12 protein-coding genes are annotated in these 16860 nt (G+C 67.3%); all 12 read right to left on the bottom strand.

Annotation, left to right across the window (positions count from 1 at the left end):
• Positions 1–1876 (bottom strand): VCBS repeat-containing protein (locus HY726_09435; protein ID MBI4609220.1); only part of this gene is annotated, 1876 nt, incomplete at its 3' end.
• Positions 1864–3186 carry a UDP-glucose/GDP-mannose dehydrogenase family protein gene (locus HY726_09430; GenBank protein MBI4609219.1) on the bottom strand — a complete coding sequence of 441 codons (1323 nt, stop codon included), beginning with the start codon at positions 3184–3186 and terminating at the stop codon, positions 1864–1866. The genes HY726_09430 and HY726_09435, both read right to left, overlap by 13 nt.
• Positions 3186–5081 carry a glycosyltransferase gene (locus HY726_09425; GenBank protein MBI4609218.1) on the bottom strand — a complete coding sequence of 632 codons (1896 nt, stop codon included), beginning with the start codon at positions 5079–5081 and terminating at the stop codon, positions 3186–3188. Before HY726_09425 ends, HY726_09430 begins: the two co-directional genes overlap by 1 nt.
• Positions 5063–6352: an ATP-grasp domain-containing protein gene (locus tag HY726_09420; GenBank protein ID MBI4609217.1), complete on the bottom strand. Its 1290-nt coding sequence runs from the start codon at positions 6350–6352 to the stop codon at positions 5063–5065. The genes HY726_09425 and HY726_09420 overlap by 19 nt, the downstream gene beginning before the upstream one ends.
• Positions 6349–7317 (bottom strand): polysaccharide deacetylase family protein, encoded by a 969-nt coding sequence (locus HY726_09415; protein MBI4609216.1) that lies wholly within the window; start codon positions 7315–7317, stop codon positions 6349–6351. Before HY726_09415 ends, HY726_09420 begins: the two co-directional genes overlap by 4 nt.
• A gap of 4 nt (positions 7318–7321) precedes the next feature.
• Complete coding sequence (locus HY726_09410; GenBank protein ID MBI4609215.1) at positions 7322–7522, bottom strand: hypothetical protein; 201 nt, start codon at positions 7520–7522, stop codon at positions 7322–7324.
• 68 nt (positions 7523–7590) lie between these two features.
• Positions 7591–8448 (bottom strand): class I SAM-dependent methyltransferase, encoded by an 858-nt coding sequence (locus HY726_09405; protein MBI4609214.1) that lies wholly within the window; start codon positions 8446–8448, stop codon positions 7591–7593.
• Positions 8449–8506: 58 nt separating this feature from the next.
• Positions 8507–10432, bottom strand: coding sequence for an asparagine synthase (glutamine-hydrolyzing) (asnB, locus tag HY726_09400; protein MBI4609213.1), 1926 nt, complete (start codon positions 10430–10432; stop codon positions 8507–8509).
• Between the two features lie 153 nt (positions 10433–10585).
• Positions 10586–11482 (bottom strand): class I SAM-dependent methyltransferase, encoded by an 897-nt coding sequence (locus HY726_09395; GenBank protein MBI4609212.1) that lies wholly within the window; start codon positions 11480–11482, stop codon positions 10586–10588.
• Positions 11479–13641 (bottom strand): alginate lyase family protein, encoded by a 2163-nt coding sequence (locus tag HY726_09390; GenBank protein MBI4609211.1) that lies wholly within the window; start codon positions 13639–13641, stop codon positions 11479–11481. The genes HY726_09395 and HY726_09390 overlap by 4 nt, the downstream gene beginning before the upstream one ends.
• A gap of 72 nt (positions 13642–13713) precedes the next feature.
• Complete coding sequence (locus HY726_09385; GenBank protein ID MBI4609210.1) at positions 13714–14766, bottom strand: glycosyltransferase family 4 protein; 1053 nt, start codon at positions 14764–14766, stop codon at positions 13714–13716.
• Positions 14767–14932: 166 nt separating this feature from the next.
• On the bottom strand, positions 14933–16855 hold the full coding sequence (asnB, locus tag HY726_09380) for an asparagine synthase (glutamine-hydrolyzing) (protein MBI4609209.1): 1923 nt from the start codon (positions 16853–16855) through the stop codon (positions 14933–14935).
• Positions 16856–16860: the final 5 nt, after the last annotated feature.

Below are 16860 nucleotides of genomic sequence, written 5' to 3'. Positions count from 1 at the left end.
TGTCGGCCTTGCCATCCCCATCGTAGTCGGCCGGCACGGGAGTATCACCCAGGGCCCCCCACTGCTGCAGCTGGAGCGAGGTGCTGCTCGAGCGCAGGATGAACCACTCCCCCGTCGAGGGCCGGTAGACCGCAATGTCGGGCTTCCCGTCCCCATCGTAGCCGCCTGGGACGGGGGTATCGCCCGGAGTCCTTCCTAGCACTGCCCGGATAAGAGTGTCAGCGTTAAGACCGACATCCGCTCCGTCGGTCCCCGCGCCGGTATACGGACTGCTCTCAGCGAGACGGATGTCGCCACCTTCCAGATCTACGAAGCCCACGTTGCTCAGGCCCGCCGGGAAGTAATTGTTCGGAGGGTATTTACTCGGATCGCCACCGACAATTACGTTGCCCGCGACGATGGCGCCCGGAAAGTACGTGTCCAGCGTATGCCTTCCAGGGGCTGTGCCGCCGCCAATGATGCCGTACGTATTGTGCCGAGCAATATTGTTCGCATAGACGAATCCCGTGTGGGGCGCGCCATCCACCAGGATGATCGAGCCGGTTTGAAATGCCGTATTGTGCTCGATTACGACGTCCGCTGTGCCGTCGAGCAGCTGGAACAGCGCGCCGCCCCCGCCAAACCCCGCCTCGCCGACACGTTCAAACAGATTGTTCTTGACCAGGATGCGCTTGGTCTGCTGGCTGGGATGGATGTCGTCCTGCCCGAGAATGTTGATGCCGTTCGCGGTCTTCCAGACGACGTTGTTGCTGAACGTCACGTCCTCGACTACCGACCAGGGCGCGCCGCCGTCCTGGTTCCGCACCGTGAAGAGGATCGCGAAGCCGTTCTGGGCGTGTGCCCAGTTGTTTTCAAAAAAGTTGCCGTCGATGAGGACCCGGCGCGCGTTCTTCAGCTCGAAGAGATTCTTGACCGTCCACGCGATCCCGGCAAAGCTCGGATCGTCCACTTTCCAGGAGAGGGGCTTGAAGAAATGGTTACGGCGGATCTCGATGTCCGAAGGCACGAGGTCCGGAATGGAAGGATCGGTACCGCCGAAGATGACATTTTCGCCCGCCGCTTCGAGGTAGTTGTTGATGATGGTGAACGGGCCGGTACCGTTCCACCCGCCAACCGCCTGGGAATCCACCCCGAGCTCGTGGAAGTCGGACAGATGCGAATCGATGACCGCCATGCGGGCGCCGTTCAACGCGATGCCCCGGCGTACGTCCGCGCTCGGCGCGCCGTGGATGTAGCAACGGTCGATGATGATATCGGTGGGCACCTGGTCGAGCGAGGTCTGCCCCGTGGACCCGAGGTGGATGAGATTGAAATTCCTCGGGCTCGTGGTTGTGACCTCGATGCCAACAAGGCGGTAGTGGTGCGCCCCCATGTCCGTGCGAATCGCCGGTTCAGTGTTCGGACTCACGATCTTGGGCATGAGGCTCGCGTGCGCGGGCGACACGCGGGAACCGGGAGGGGGGAGGTCCACGTACGAAGCGGTGACGATATAGATCCAGTCCGCTCCTCCTTTGTTGGGAAGCGTGAAGTTTCCGACGAACGTGGACCCGGCGGGAAGCCCGATAATATCACCGGGTTGGGCGACGTTGAGGGCTTCCTGGAAATCGCCCCCCGGCGGCACCAGAATGACCCTGCCTGACGGTGGCGCCAGCGCGGTTTCGACTCCGGGGCGCGGGAGTTCGGGGAGGACGAGCGGTGGGAGCGCGACTCCGGGAGGCGGCACGTCGACGGGGGGCGGGATCAGCTCCGTCACTGGCAGGACCTCCTCGGGCGGGGGCACGACGATGTCCACCTCGCCGCCAGCCTCCCCGAAGGCCAGCGCGGCGGACAGGCACCAGGTCGTCACGACGCCGAGAACGACGGCTATTCGACGCATCGCAGGGGACCCCCCTCACCCGGCCCTGCCCGCCGGTCGACTGCGCCCCGCGTGAGATCGACGACGACCTGGTGAGGGCCGACCGCCGCCAGGGCCCGCGCCACCTCCGGGCTGGGGTTGCCGATCACCAGCACCTCGGCGTGGGCGAGCAGCGTCGCCACGTCCTGGCACATCAGCGACGCGATATGCGGGATCTCCTCCTCGATGTAGCGGCGATTCGCTCCGACCAGCCGGGCGATCGAGACATCCGCGTCGAGAACGCGCACGTCACACCCCTTGCCGATGAGCGCTTCCACGAGCGCAACCATTGGGCTTTCCCTGAGGTCGTCGGTCCCGGGCTTGAAGGCGAGGCCCACCACTCCCACCCGTCGCATTCGCGTTTCCAGGACCGCCTCCACCGCCCGTCGGATCTGCCCCTCATTCGAGGGCAGGACTGCGGACAGCAGCGGGACGCCGATGTCGGCGGCGCGCGCGCGGTAGAGCAACGCCCGGAGGTCCTTCGGCAGGCACGAGCCGCCGAAGGCGAACCCCGGGCGCAGGTACGCCTCGGACACGTTGAGTTTCCTGTCCAGGAGGAAGATGCGCATCACCTCGTGGGCGTCGACGCCCAGCGCCGCGCACACGTCACCGATCTCGTTGGCAAAGCAGATCTTGAGCGCGTGGAAGGCGTTCGACACGTACTTGACCATCTCCGCCGTCTTCGTCGCTGTGGCGATGAATGGCGCATCGACAGCCGCGTAGAGCGACCGGAGCTGGGAGGCGGTTTCCGGATCCTCGCACCCCACCAGCGTGAGCGGAGGATGCGCGAAGTCCCGCAGGGCGGAACCCTCGCGCATGAACTCCGGATTGACAGCCACTCGCAGGCGGGATCCCGACTCCGCCCCGACGCCCGCGAGGAGGGCGGGGACGAGGACCCGCTCCGTGGTTCCGGGAAGGACGGTGCTCCGGAGCACGACCGTGTACGGGTCCGGCCGCCCGGCGAGGGCCCGACCGATTTCGCTCCCGACGCGCGCCACGGCCTCCACGTTCAGCTGCCCGTTGGGGCGCCCCGGCGTGCCGACACAGACCAGCGCGAGGTCCGAGCCCTCAACAGCCTCCTCGCTCGAGACCGTGGCCCTCAGCCGGCCGGCCCCGACGACCTCGGCCAGCAGGTCGCCCAGCCCGGGCTCCACGATCGGCGACGAGCCGGCGTTGACCATCGCCACCTTCTCCGAGTTCACATCGACCCCGACCACCTCGTGTCCTGCCCTCGCCAGGCAGGCCCCGCTCACGCATCCGACGTATCCCAGCCCGAAGACGCTCACGCGCATCAACTCCGATCACCTCCCTGACCCGGTCCATCCGGGCCGGTTCCGTGTTCCTCCGCCGGGGCGAGCCCGGACGCGAGCTGCTGAACGACAGACTCGACACGCTCGTAGCAGCGGCCGAGCCCGCTCTCGTCGCCGTCGTAGGGGTCCGCGATTTCCCCGAGCAGGACGGTCTTGCGCCGCGCAGCCGCGTACCGTCCCCGCAGCTCGGCTGCAATGAGGGAATCCATGGCGACGATCATGTCCGCCTGCGCCACCAGCTCGGGCGTCAACGGCTGGGCCCGATGGTCCTCCAGCGAGACGCCGAACCGTCCGGCAACCCGCCGCGCCCGGGGGTCCGCCGGCTCTCCGGCAACCGCGCGAAGCCCCGCGGACGCGACCGAGATCGCACCGCCCCGAGAACCGGCGAGCTGCCGCCTGAGCAGCGCGGCGGCCATTGGACTCCGAATCACGTTCCCCCGGCAGACGAACAGGACGGAACGGATCGCTGCACCCGGCCCGGGCAGGCCGTTTCGCCGTGCGGGGAGCGCCCGCCGGAGCCTCAGCGTCCAGTAGCGCGGCCAGTCACGGGGGCGAAGCGTCCGGAACGCGCGGAGGTGGCCGACGAGCACGCGCGGAAGGATCCGTCTGGCGAGCGCCTTGCCGAAGGGTTCTCGGAGTCCGGCGAAGTCTCGAGCGTTGCTCTTCCCCGGGAGCGTGATCGCGGCCGCTTCCCCGCACTGCCCAGCGAACCGGCGTGTCACCTCCGGCCAGGCGTAGCGCTCCTCGACCAGCCGCCGTCCCGCCATGCCGAGCTGCCGCCGCCGCGCCGGATCCCTCAGGAGAGAGACGACCGCGCGGGCGAACTCCTCCGGTTCGTCCGCCTGGAGGAAGTTTTCGCCGGGAGCGAGCGGAAGACCCTCGGCGCCGACCGCGGTCGAGACCACCGCCTTTCCCATCGCGAGCGCCTCGAAGATCTTGAGCCGCGTTCCCCCGCCGATCCTGAGCGGCACGGCGTACACCGCGGCCTCCGCGATGTACGGCCGGACATCATCCACGGTTCCCGTCACCCGAACGCCTGCTTCCGCGACCGCGGCCAGCAGGCGCCGAGTCGGGTTCCGGCCGACCACGGTAAACGACGCCTCCGGCACTTCACGACGGATCCGGGGCAGGACCGCGTCCACGAACCAGAGAACGGCGTCCTCGTTCGGGTACCAGTCCATGGACCCGGTGAAGACGACCGCCGCGCGAGCCTCCCGCCTTCCATCCGGCACGAAATAGGACGTATCGACGCCGGTCGGGGTCACCCACATGCGGGCGGTCGGGGCCAACGCGAGCAGCAGGGCGCGATCGAGATCCGAGACCGTGATCGTGGATGCGGCCCGGCGACAGACGTCGGCCTCGTACCGCCGCATCTTCCGCCATTCGATCTCGAGGAGCAGCCGCCTCCACAGCCGCGGCTCGTTCTCGCTCAGGCGCTTCCAGATCATGTGCTCAACGTTGTGGGCGAAAAGCACCACCGGGACCGGGCCGTCCAGCGGGACGTTGGGCGTGGCGCTCAGAAAATCCGCCACGCATACGTCCACTTTCTCGCTCCCCTGGATCCGGCGAACCTCGCCGGAAAGCGACGGGACACGAAACCTCAGGATGTCCACCGGGAGGGGCGAGAGCCACGACCGCAGCACGGCGAGCGCGAAGCCGGCGCTCCGGTACTTCGGGATCGCGTACGGCAGCGACACGATCCGCTCGCAGCGCGGCAGACGCGCGGCGAGCGCGCCAGGATCGTCAGCCGGACCATGGGTCGTGAGCAGGATCAGCCGGTGACGACGCGACAGCTCGGAGACGATGTGAAAGCTGCGGAGGCGCCCCCCGCTCGTGAGGGGCCAGAGGCCGCCCACCTTCACCCAGAGAATCCGCATGGCCCTCCCATCCGACTCGGGGCGAATTCGCACGCCGGCTTCTCCTCGACGGCTGTGGGGCGGCGCGGGACGAGGCGCTGGGGGACCTGGCGAAAGAAGAAGTCGGCGAAATCCGCAAACAGCGGAAGCGGGTCCGACAGCCAGAATTCGTCGTAGTGCATGTCCCGTCCGAAAAATTTCATGAAGTCCCGCAGCGTTCTCCAGCGCGAGGGAAATCCGTCGGCCCATCCCCGCGGCTTCCCGCCGAGCACCTCCACCAGGTGCCGGACATCCCCGACGAGCCACCGGCTTTGCACTCCCACCCGGTACTCCAGGTGCTCACGCACATCACCGTCCACCGCGAGGCGGTACAGGAGAAAGGGAAAATCCACGCCGGCGGCCACCGCGAGGGGGACCGAGTTCCAGAAGCGGCCGTTGACCTCCATCAGCTTCGGTGTGCCATCCCGCGCGTCCAGCTTGAACTCCACCATGGCGACGCCGTGCCATGCGAGCGCGTCCAGGAGCGCCCGCGCGGCATCCACCATGGCCGGCGGAGGGGCGATGCTCTCGCGCAGCGAGCTTCCCGAGCCGGTGGGGCGAATCATCCGGAGCCGCCGGTGCGCGAACAGCGCCTTGAGCCGCCCGCGGCGGTACAGGACCGAGACCCCGTACCCCTCGCCCGGGATGAACTCCTGGATGAGCGGCAGCGGCGCCCTGCGGTGAACGGCCAGATACTTCGCCTCCAGCTCCTCGGCGCTGAAGCAGTACTCGACGGGCCCGCCCGGCACGATCCGGTCGTCGGCCGTCCAGATCTCGGACCGCCTCGGCTTGATCACCGCGGGGAACGAGATCTCGGAGCGAAGCCGGTCCAGATCCTCCAGGCCGGAGAGGCGAAGCGTCTTCGGCACCGGAACGCCGAGAGACGTGGCCAGCTCGATCGTCGCGTGCTTGTCGAAGACGACGGAGAGCGCTTCCGGAGCGGGGAGCGGGGCCAGGGCGACCCGGGATTCGATCTCCTCTCGCCTGACCATGAGCGCAAGGATGGTCCGCTCGGTCATCGGCATCAGCATCATCGGCCTGACCTCGTCGAGGATCCGGCAGAGTCCGCTCACGAACGCGTCCACTCCCCCCGCCGGCGACGGATGGAGGGCTCGGCGCGCGCAGTAGCGGCTGAAGAAGCTCTTCGCCCACCACGCGCTGTCGGCCGCGGCCACGCGGATCCCCCGCCGGCCGAGCGACCTGACCACCGCCAGCGCGTGGTTGCCGCTCGCGTCCGTAACCAGGACACTCACGACGCGCTCCCACGAGCCGACGCCTGAGGCGCGGCCAGTTCGAGGTCAACGCTCTCCTCGCGCGGCACCAGGCGCTGCCAGAGCGCCTTGACCGCGCCCACCCAGTCGTACGCGCCCACGAGCTTGCAGCGGATGCGGAAGGGCCCGTCCGCTTCCTCCACCGGAATGCGGCGGAGCGCCAGGCGGTCCGCGCCCCCGCTGTTTCGGCCCACCACCGTCGTACAGGCAACGCGATAGCCGGCTTCACGGAGCAGCTCCTGGACGCCCCGATCGAAGTCACGGTAGGCGCGCGATCCGAACGGATACGCGAAGCCCTCGACGCGGATGCCCAGGCGCTCCTCCAGGATCTCCTTCGACCGCCGGACCTCGGCCGCCGCCTCGTCCCTCCCCATGCGCCCCAGCGATCGGTGGGACACGCTGTGGGAGCCGATCTCCATGCCGTTTCGAGCCAGCCCCTTCGCCTCGTCCCAGGAGAGCGGACGCCAGTCCGAGAGCGCCCCATCCCTCCCGCCATCCGGCCTGCCCGCGAGGCCGAGGTGGGGGAAGAACGTGTCTGTCCCGATATACCCGGCGATGAGGAAGAACGTGGCGGGGACCCCGTACCGCCGAAGGACGGGATAGGCGTTCCTGAACTGGCCGCGGAAGCCGTCATCGAAGGTGAGGACGACGCAGCGTTTCAGCGCATCGGGTGAAGCGTCGAGCCAGCGGACGAGCTGCCCGAGCGAGATCACCCGATACCCCGCTCTGAGGATGGCGCGCAGCTGCCGGGTGAAGCAGCCGGGAGAGACGCAATCCTGACACGCCCTGACTCCCCTCAGGGGATCGCCGACCTGGTGGTACATCAAGATCGGCACTCTCGCCCCTCTCCCGAAGCGCTCCCGCGCGACGCACCACGAGTAGAGGAGCGCCGTGACCACGCGCTCCACCAGGAAGAACCCGCGCTCGAGACGCTCCCGCCACCTCATCGGGTCAGGGCGAAATTTCAAACGCATCCACCCACACCCAGGCACCGCCCGACGCCGCGTTCTTGGTCCCGGTCACCTCGATCGTGAGGGTGTGGGTCCCTGCCGGCAGGCCACTCGTCGTGTACAGGACAGACTGCGGCTGATCCACGGCCGCGTAGGTGTCTACCTCAGCATGGAAGCGGCCGTCGACATACACGCGAGCCATGCCCCCGACAACTGCGGGCTCATCACGCTACCATTTCCGCTCTCGGACTTGCCCGTCGATTCGCCCGCTCATCCGCGTGAGTTTCTCCTCTGGTTCGGATGGCCGTACATCACGCAGCTGCCGCCCAAGTTCTTGAAGAGGGGCAGGGACAGGAGGGCGTAGTCGATGAGGTCGGTCCAGCTCACGATCGCCCTCCGGAAGGCCGGGGATTTCTCGTAGTTACAGTTGACGAGGATGAACTGGTCAAGGCGGCCGAGAAGATGATAGTGCCTCATCCGAAGGTCGAGGAAGTATTGCCGGAGCATGTCGACCTCCGCTCTCAGAAGGGGACGCTCGCCCGGCGTAGCTTCGGTGTGCACAGGGATCATCTGTCGGAGTCGCCGCAGCGGTGGGAACAGGTTGACGGGCTCCGAGAACAGAAGAAAACCCTCCGGCTTGACCCAGAGGACCAAGCGACCCATGACGAGCTCCAGCTCGTCAATCACGTGGTGCAGGATGCCGTCCCCCCAGGCAATATCGAACGAGTTATCCGGTAGGTCCGCTGTCTCAACGGGAGTACAGACGAAGGTGAGGCGGTCCGACACGCCGTTGACCTCGGCACGGAGTCGGGCGACCTGGAGGGCCTCAGCCGAGAGATCAATGCCGGTGACCTTCGCTCCGAGCTTCGCGAATAACACCGCGTTGCGGCCGTCTCCGCAGCCTACATCGAGGATGGTCTTGTCCTTCATGGCACCCAAGATCCTGATGCGGAACTCTATGCTGAAGCGCTTGCGTAAGACCGCGCTGGAATAACGCCGGAACGTCAGGGGATCCGTGCGCAGAGTCCCAGGATCGATCCTTCGAGCCGCATCGTCGAAGAAGCCGGCTTCTTCGTCCCAACGTTTCTCGCGAGATTTGCCGGTCGCCTTGCTCGTCCCTATCACCATCGTTGCCCCCCTCCCAGCGCTCGTATCATGCGCCCAGGTTCACCAGCCCGCCGATGGCTCACGCCCGCTGGCGCGCTCCCGGCCACGTGACCGCCGTCGGGTCTTCGCCGTCGAGGAAGATCCGCTGCCAGATCTCCAGGTTCACGAGGAGCCAGAGGCGATCGCCGTGCGCGCCGGGGCCGGCCCGGTGCTCGTCGGCAAGCCGCTCGACCGCGGACGTTTCGAAGAGCCTCCTGTCGAGGGCGCGCGGCCCCAGGACGAACTCCTCGATGATCGGCCAGAACGGGCCCCGGAACCATCGCCCCACGGGCACCGGGAACCCCATCTTCCGCCGTGTGAGGATCGTCCCCGGCACGAGGCCACGCAGCGCTTCCCTGAGCACAGCCTTGGTCCGCCAGCCGCGGAGCTTGAAACGTCCCGGGATCCCCACCACATGCTCGACGAACTCATGATCCAGATACGGCACCCGACTCTCGATCGAGGCCGCCATGCTCATCTGGTCCTGCTTCATGAGCAGCTCGACCAGGTAGGTCTGGAGGTCCGCGCGGCTCATCTGGTCGAGGGTTCCGCCGCCGGCCTCCGCGTAGCAGCGAAGCTCTTCCGCGTAGGGATCCCGGGCAGCCAGAAGCCGCGGGTCGGCAAGGAGGCGGTGCTGGAGGAGTTCAGGGAAGACGGCGAAGTTCTCGAAGAAGAGCTTCCGGGGCCCGGGCTCGAGGGCGAGGAATGTCCGCTCGGCGTACCGGCCCAGCGCCCGCGGCAGATCCTGTGTGAGTCGGCGCACCGTGCTCCGGACCGTTCGGGGAGCGAGTGCCCAGTACGCCTGCCCGAGCCGCTCGTTCCAGGCCGTCACCCGGTAGCGGTTGTAGCCGAGGAACAGCTCATCGGCTCCCTCCCCGGTCAGCACCACCTTGACGTGGTCGCGGGCGAGCTGGGACACGAAGTAGAGCGGCACGCTGGAGGGGAACGCGATGGGCTCGTCCTCCTGCCAGACCAGCCGCGGGAGAGCCTCGAAGAACTCCCCGGGGGAAACGATCACCTCGTGGTGCTCCGCTCCCACCGCGCGCGCGGCGAGACGGGCGTAGGCCAGCTCGTTCGCCTCGGGATCGGAGAAGCCGACGGCAAAGGTGCGGATGGGCTCCCTCACCATGGGCGCCATCAGGGCGGCCAGCCCGCTCGAATCGATCCCCCCGGAAAGGAACAGGCCGAGCGGCACGTCGCTCATCAGGTGGCTCCTGACGGCGGCCTCGAGCCGCGCGCGCACCTCGCGGGCGTGCTCCTCGAGCGTCATCCCGGCGTCGCGCGTGCCCGGCGGCGGCCGCCAGTACCGGCGCTCGGAGAACCCCTCGGCAGGCGACCACGCGAGCGTCCGCCCGGGCAAGAGCTTCCGCACGCCGCGGAAGAAGGTCTCCTCTCCGGCGACGAAGCGCGTGGCCAGGAACTCAGGAAGGATCGCCGCGTTCAGCGCGGGCCGGATGGGACCCGCGGCCAGGATCGCCTTGATCTCCGAGGCGAAGAGCAGCTCCTCGTCAGTGCAGGCGTAGTAGAGCGGCTTGATCCCGAGCCGGTCCCGCGCCAGGAGAAGCCGCCCGCGGGCGCGGTCCCAGAGCGCGAACGCGAACATCCCCTGGAGCCGCTCGACACAGCGCTCCCCGTCCTCCTCGTAGAGATGGAGGATCGTCTCCGTGTCGCTCCGTGTCCGGTAGCGGTGGCCCCGTGCCTCGAGCTCGGGACGGAGCACCCGGTGGTTGTAGATCTCTCCGTTGTAGACGATCCAGGCCGTCTCATCCTCGTTGGCCATGGGCTGGTGGCCTCCCGCCACGTCCACGATGGCCAGCCGGCGCATCCCGAGCCCGACCGGGCCGTCGATCCACAGCCCCTCGCCATCGGGCCCCCGATGTCGCAGGACATCCCGCATCCCCTTGAGCCGCGCTTCCTCAGCGCTCTCGCGTGGATTCAGCTTGACGATGCCGACAATCCCGCACATGGCTCCGCTTATCTCGCTTCCGAACGAAAATGCGTCAGAACGGTCATGAGCCTGTACCCTCGCGACTGCTCAGGCGGAAACGTAACTGGAACCTTGTACATGCCGTTACCCTGAGCAGATGCCGACAATCCCACACATCGTGGAGACTGATTGTTAATCGGCAGGCTTGCGGAGCGTAATGCAAGCGACTTTCTTCCGTGACGGTTCCGCCTCCGTCAGCTCCCGTAAGAACCACCGACTCAACGGGAAGTGCAGGGGGAGCATCGCCCAGCGAAGTGCTCGGGGCAGTCTCCGATTCGAAAGCACATGCTCTACCGCAACCCGCCGCTCTCCCCAAAAGCTCACGTCTACAGTTTCTAAGCCGCCGTGCCTGAGGAGACGGCGCTCGAGCGTCACCCGGTCGTAGGCTCTCTGGTAGAAAATCATCTCGTCGCCAGAAGCGCTCCAATACGCGTCGGCATCGCCGCGTCGCTTAAATTCTTCAAGGTAGCCTCTGTCGCTCCACGGGACCGTCAGGCAGCAGATCCCTCCGGGCCTTAGTACTCGGGCAATTTCCTGCATGGCCGCACGGTCTCCATCGCGGGGGATGTGCTCAATCGTCGAGACGGAAAACACCCGATCAAACGACTCGTCGGGATATGTCAAGGCGCGGGCATCCTGAGTCTCCATCCGGTAGTGGTCTCGGTTCAGGCCAAGCACACTGTCGGCGTATGCGCCATACGTGCCAAAGAAGTAGTCGAGGAGGTCGGTGGCGTATACTCGCGGGCGGAGCCGAGCCGCCAAGAACAGTGAGAGGAGCTTGGGACTCCCGATATCGAGCACGAGGTGCCCCGATCTCACATCGAGGTGTCTGAGCACATACCGGAACTCAGCGCAGCGCACGTACTCGACCGGTAAGATCAGTCTCTTAATCCCTTCGCGGGGCGCGACCGGCAGGCTGCGGAGTCCTAACTCCAGTCCGAAGGAGTATACGTCCCAGTCCGAATACGTTGCGCATGTTCGAGACGCGCTCCCGGAGGGTCTAGCCTCCGCCTTCAGCCTGCGCATCATGTCCCTCCCTCGTGACCCGGTTCCGACCAATTCGTAACGGCGAAGCCTCGGTCATCAAAACGGATGCTCTCTTGCCTGTCCCCAAAGGCGAGACCTACGGGCCATCGCCCTTCACTGACCAGCGGAGAAACGGCAGGAGGGGCGGCCAGAGGATGCTCGACAGGGAAGAGCAGCGTGGCGATCCGCAGGGGGAGGCGAGTCACGGTCGAGTAAATCAACACGGGCGCCGGCAGGCGCTGGCCGTAATCGAGCGACACCCAGCCCTGAATCGGCGCAAGTTCTCCCTCGCGGACATCCGCCTTGAGGGCCACCGGGGCGAATGGCCGGATGAAGAGCCCCCATCCCCTCGCCCCTTGGGCACGCGCCCAGAGGGAGGGGTCGACGCCGACGTCGACCTGCACGAACTGAAACCGCAGCTCCACCAGGTGCTCGGCCGCGCCCTCGAGGTCATCGACCAGGACCCAGTACCGGGGCTTGACGAAGAGCACCCTGCGCCGGTGGCGCACCGGATCCTGGAGGCGGCTGTAGGCGTCGTGCTCGGCATCGGCAAAGTCGAAGGCCTCGGTGGAGAGCCACTGGAGCAATCGGGCCCGCGGCCGCTCCTCCCAGGCGAAGGGCCCGGCAGGCACGGCCTGCTCCTGGCCGTCCACCGTGACCGTGCTGTGGGCCGCCGTGCTCCTGAAGAAGTCTCGCCAGCGCCGGTCAGCGGTATAGGAGAAGGTTCCGGCGTCCACGAGGCACGGCTCGCCGAAGACGGCACACTGGATACTCAGGAGGTCGGCGTGCCCGTGCCCCCCACTCACCGGATCACCGAGAGGGCCCACGTCGAAGATGAGCTGGTGGGCGCGGGCCTCCCAGCCGCTCCGCATCACGGCGTATCCCCCGTCGGGGAAGAGGCGCGAATGGGCCGTCGCCGGGGGAGCGGGCTGGAGGGCCTCGAAGGCCTTCAGCGCCGCCGGGTCAAGAAGCCATACCGTCTCGGGCGCCAGCACACCGGCCGCCCAGGCGTAATCGGGCCGACCGAAGAAGGCCGCAGCGGTGGAAAAGACGCCCCGGAAATCGTCGGGCGCCCTCGGGGCGAGGGGCACGAGCCATCCGCCGTCGGCGTCTCCGATCTGCGGGATCGAGCCGTCGGGCCAACGGACAGCCAGGAGGAAGTCGAGCATCCGCTGGACGCGCGCGCTCACGGCCGTCGAGACGGGGACCCCGTTCCGCGCGGCCAGGATGAGGAAGTGGAGATAAATTTCCACGGCGTAACGCTGGTAGCAGGTGGACTCCTCGAAGTAGACGCCGTCCGGGAGCACCTGTCGCTCGCTCTGCTCCACCAGGATCCGAGCGCCCAACTCACTCCAACGTCCAGCCGAGCGGAGCTCCGGGAAGAGGACCCCGGCGTAGAAGAGGCCGAGCGCCTCCCCGGTGAGATGGGTGTTCGGCGAGAAGTAGTAGGAGAGATAGCGCTCCACGTGCGAGGCGTGAGCCCGGATCCCCCCGACCATGGCCGCGAACAGGTCGCGGGACAGCGCGGCCGAGCCACGGAAGAGAAACAGCGCCCAGCACCAGGAAATGAGGCGCAGCGCGACTTCGAGGCTGCTCGCCCAGTTGAGGCCGATGCCCCTGGGATTGGCGCGCATCCATTCGCGGATGAACCTGGCGAACGCTGCCGCGTAGCGCTCGTCGCCCGTCAACCGGTACGCCTGGCCGAGGTGGACCAGCCACTGGTGCCGGTTCAGCTCCCAGACCACCTTGCTGTCGCCCACGGCGGCGGGGTCAAGGGGATCGAGCCGGCTCCAGTGCACGCGCGGCGCCCGGCGCCCGGAGACAGGGTCCAGGTGCCAGTCCACGGGGTCGCCAAAGAAGAGCCCGCAGTAGCCCAGCAAATCAAACTGACCGCGGCAGGCCGCGTCGGCACGGGCGATCGCCCGCGCGCAGGCCTCGGCCATCCTGTCGCAGAGGAGCCCCGGCGTGTCGGCGCTCACGGCGCCCTCGAAGAAGCGGTCGGGACCGGCCTCCAGAACGCGATCATCAAGCAGCCTCGAGACCCCATCGAGATGTCCCGTCCCGGCACGGGCATGGATCCGCTCCCACCACTTCGAGGCCTCCTGCCGACCTCGAACCGCCAGCTCGGTGATGCCCATCGCCCGAAGCCGGCCCCGCCTCATGCCCCGCCGCGGGCTCCGCTCAGTATGGGGGGAGCCCATGGGTCCTGAGACCCCAGGCCAGCCTGCCCGGCTTCATGTCGCTTCGCCCGAATAGACGGCCGCCCACGCCTCGCGCGTGTGAGGCCAGGTGTGCTTTTCGACTTCCTGCCGGGCGCGCCGGGCCAGGGATCGTGCGCGGTCGGGCTCCTCGAGGAGGGCGGCGATGGCCAAGGCCATCGCCGCCGGGTCTTCCGGGGGGACAGTGAGGCCGGTCTCGCCGTCGCGAACCAGGTTCGCGAGATCACCGGCGGCTGTGGACACCACGGGGAGCCCGGCCGCGAACGCCTCCAGCACCGACACCGGCTGGTTGTCGAGGATGGAAGAGTTGACGAAAATGTCGGCTCCCCCGTAGAGTCCGGGCATCGCGGGGGGCTCGATCCGTCCGACAAACCGGATCCCCGGGGTTCCGATGGAGGCCGCAAGCCGCCGCAGCCTCCCCTCCGCGCTGCCGTAGCCCGCGACGGTCAGGGTCGCGTCCGGATACCGGGCCTTGAGGAGCGCGAAGGCCTCGATGGTGACGTCCACCCGGTAGTAGGGCTCCAGGTTCCGGGTGGACAGAAGCCGCGGCCGCAGCGGCATCCGCTCCCGATAGCCAAAGTGGGACGTGTCCACGACATTCGGGATCACGCGGGCCCGATAGCCGTGGCGCGCGAACACCCCCCGCAGGTACTCCGACGGCACGACAAGCTCGTCGACCAGAGCCAACCAGGGGTGGACCAGCACGCCCCAGCGCGCGAGGTGGTCCTCCGCCTCGCCGCTGTGGTAGTTCAAGACGACCCGTTTCCCGAGCATTCGCCCCGCCAGGATCGCCGGCGCCGGCGCGAGCAGAAAGGACCAGTAGGAGGCGGAAAGAATGTGCACGACGTCAGCCCGGCGAAGGCGAACGAGGCGCGGGAGGTAGAGCGCCTGGTTCAGGAGCGTCCGGACATACGGGCAGCGGCGAATCCACCGGAGCCCCCGCGGAAAGGGGGGGTTGATCGGAACAAAGGTTACCTTGTAGCGATCGTTTCGAAGATTCTCGAGCAGCGCGCGCGCCTGGATCCCCTGGCCCCCGAGAATGTCCAGGCAGGCCGCCACCAGTCCCATTCTCGGACGCATGACGCGGGGCGGCGCGGTCGAGATTTCCGCTCCACGCCGGCTTCCCGCGCGCGCCTCCTCCCCTGTCAACGGATCAAACACACCAACCGGGATCCGGCAACCGCGGCTCCCACCCCGAACACGATCAGGGCAGCAGCGATCAGGTGGGCCACTTTCATGTTGCCCTCCCTTCAGGTTGCCTTCGGAACGCGGCGCTCGCTCCAACAGCGGCTCTCCTCGGCCCGGTATCGAGGAACGTCCGGCACCACAGCTCGAACGAGATCAGCGTCCAGAGCTGCAGGTCCAGCTCACGGCCGCGTTCGGGCCGGCGCAGAAGCTCCTCGATGTAAGCTCCGTTGAAGATCCCGCGGCGCCGGCTCCGCTCGGACAGCAGCAGTTCGCGGACGAACCCGCCGAGCTGCCCTCTGAACCAGCGCCCCAGGGGGATGGCGAAGCCGCGCTTCGGCCTGTCGATGATCGCGTCGGGCAAGATTCCGCGCATGGCGCGCTTGAAGATGTCCTTCGTCGTGCCGTTGCGCAGCTTCAGCTCCGGCGGAATCGTCGCCGCGAACTCGACCAGCTTGTGATCGAGCAGCGGCGGACGCGCTTCGATGGAATGGGCCATGCTCATCCGATCCACTTTGGTGAGGATATCGAGCGGGAGATACGTCTTGAAGTCCAGATACTGGAGCGTCGACAGCCAGTTGCCGTTCGTCCCCACCAGGTATTCCTTCTCCCGCCGCCAGGGGTCATACCCCGAGAACATCTCGACCACCTCGGGCCGGAACAGCTTCTTCTGTTCGCCCAGCCTGAAGAGCGTCCCCGCGTCCAGGTACCGTTCGACATCCGCCAGCGAGATGTGCCGCAAGAAGTTCCGTCCTCTCATCCCCTCCGGCATCATGCCGGCGATGATGCCGAGCCCTCTGCGCATGGGGGCGGGCACGAACCGATATTTCCGTTCCTTCTTTTCCACCACGTACTTGTCGTAGCCGGCGAACAGCTCGTCCCCCCCGTCCCCGGACAGCACCACGGTCACGTGCTCCGACGCCACCTTCGACACCATGTAGGTCGGGATTGCCGAGGAGTCGCCGAACGGCTCGTCCAGGTACCAGGCGAGCTCGTCAAGGATCTCGACCACATCTGGCTGGAGGAGCAGCTCGTGGTGCTCGGTGCCGAAGTCCTCCGCCACGCGGCGGGCATAGCCCAGCTCGTTGTAATCGTCATCTGAGAAGCCGATGGAGAAGGTCTTCACCGGGCCTGAGGCCACCCGGGCCATTGTCGCCACCACCGAGCTCGAATCGATCCCACCGCTCAGAAAGGCTCCCAGCGGCACATCGCTGACCAGGTGCAGGGTCACGGACTCGTCGAGCAGCTCGCGGAGCCGCTCCACGAAATACCCCTCGCTGCGCCCGTAGTCGGGCTCGAACCTCACATCCCAATAGCTCTCGATGACGGACCCGCGCTCCGCTGATACCGTCAACACGTGCCCCGGCTCGAGCTTCCGGATGCCCGCGATGATGCTCTCGGACCGGGACGTGGACAGAGACACGAAGAGGTGGTTGACCGCGTTCCAGTTCAGGCTGCGGCCGGCCTCGGGCAGCTGGAGAATCGCCTTCAGCTCGGAGCCGAAGACCAGCCTCCCGCCAAGCTCCGCGTAATACAGCGGCTTGATCCCCAGGCGGTCGCGAGCGAGCAGCAGTTGCCGGCGCCGCGCGTCCCACACGGCAAACGCGAACATGCCGCGCATTTTCTCCACGCAGCGCGCCCCGTCTTCCTCGTACAGGTGCACGATCGTCTCGCTATCCGTCGCCGTGTAAAAGCGGTGCCCACGCTGCTCCAATTCCCGGCGCAGCTCCCTGAAGTTATAAATTTCCCCGTTGAACACCACCCATACCGACCCGTCCTCGTTCCGGATCGGCTGGCGCCCGGTCTCGAGGTCTATGATGCTCAGGCGGCGCATCCCGAGCGCGACCCCCGGACCCGCGTAGAACCCGTTGTCATCGGGCCCGCGATGGACCAGCGCGTCGCACATCGCCCGCACCTCATCCACCGAAACGGGCCGCCCGCCGAAGCTCGCTATCCCCGCAATGCCGCACATACTCC

This window comes from Candidatus Rokuibacteriota bacterium (genome assembly GCA_016209385.1).
Lineage (GTDB): Bacteria > Methylomirabilota > Methylomirabilia > Rokubacteriales > CSP1-6 > JACQWB01.
The sequence above is the reverse complement of the archived record's forward strand: the minus strand, read 5'-3'. Positions and strand labels throughout refer to the sequence as shown.

Coding starts and splice junctions, on each gene's coding strand:
- HY726_09385 (MBI4609210.1), bottom strand. CDS start 14,766: ATGGGACTGGTGGCGGCCTGCCTGGACATTCTCGGGGGCCAGGGGATC.
- HY726_09430 (MBI4609219.1), bottom strand. CDS start 3,186: ATGCGCGTGAGCGTCTTCGGGCTGGGATACGTCGGATGCGTGAGCGGG.
- HY726_09410 (MBI4609215.1), bottom strand. CDS start 7,522: ATGGCTCGCGTGTATGTCGACGGCCGCTTCCATGCTGAGGTAGACACC.
- HY726_09405 (MBI4609214.1), bottom strand. CDS start 8,448: ATGGTGATAGGGACGAGCAAGGCGACCGGCAAATCTCGCGAGAAACGT.
- HY726_09425 (MBI4609218.1), bottom strand. CDS start 5,081: ATGCGGATTCTCTGGGTGAAGGTGGGCGGCCTCTGGCCCCTCACGAGC.
- asnB (MBI4609209.1), bottom strand. CDS start 16,855: ATGTGCGGCATTGCGGGGATAGCGAGCTTCGGCGGGCGGCCCGTTTCG.
- HY726_09395 (MBI4609212.1), bottom strand. CDS start 11,482: ATGATGCGCAGGCTGAAGGCGGAGGCTAGACCCTCCGGGAGCGCGTCT.
- HY726_09415 (MBI4609216.1), bottom strand. CDS start 7,317: ATGAGGTGGCGGGAGCGTCTCGAGCGCGGGTTCTTCCTGGTGGAGCGC.
- asnB (MBI4609213.1), bottom strand. CDS start 10,432: ATGTGCGGGATTGTCGGCATCGTCAAGCTGAATCCACGCGAGAGCGCT.
- HY726_09390 (MBI4609211.1), bottom strand. CDS start 13,641: ATGAGGCGGGGCCGGCTTCGGGCGATGGGCATCACCGAGCTGGCGGTT.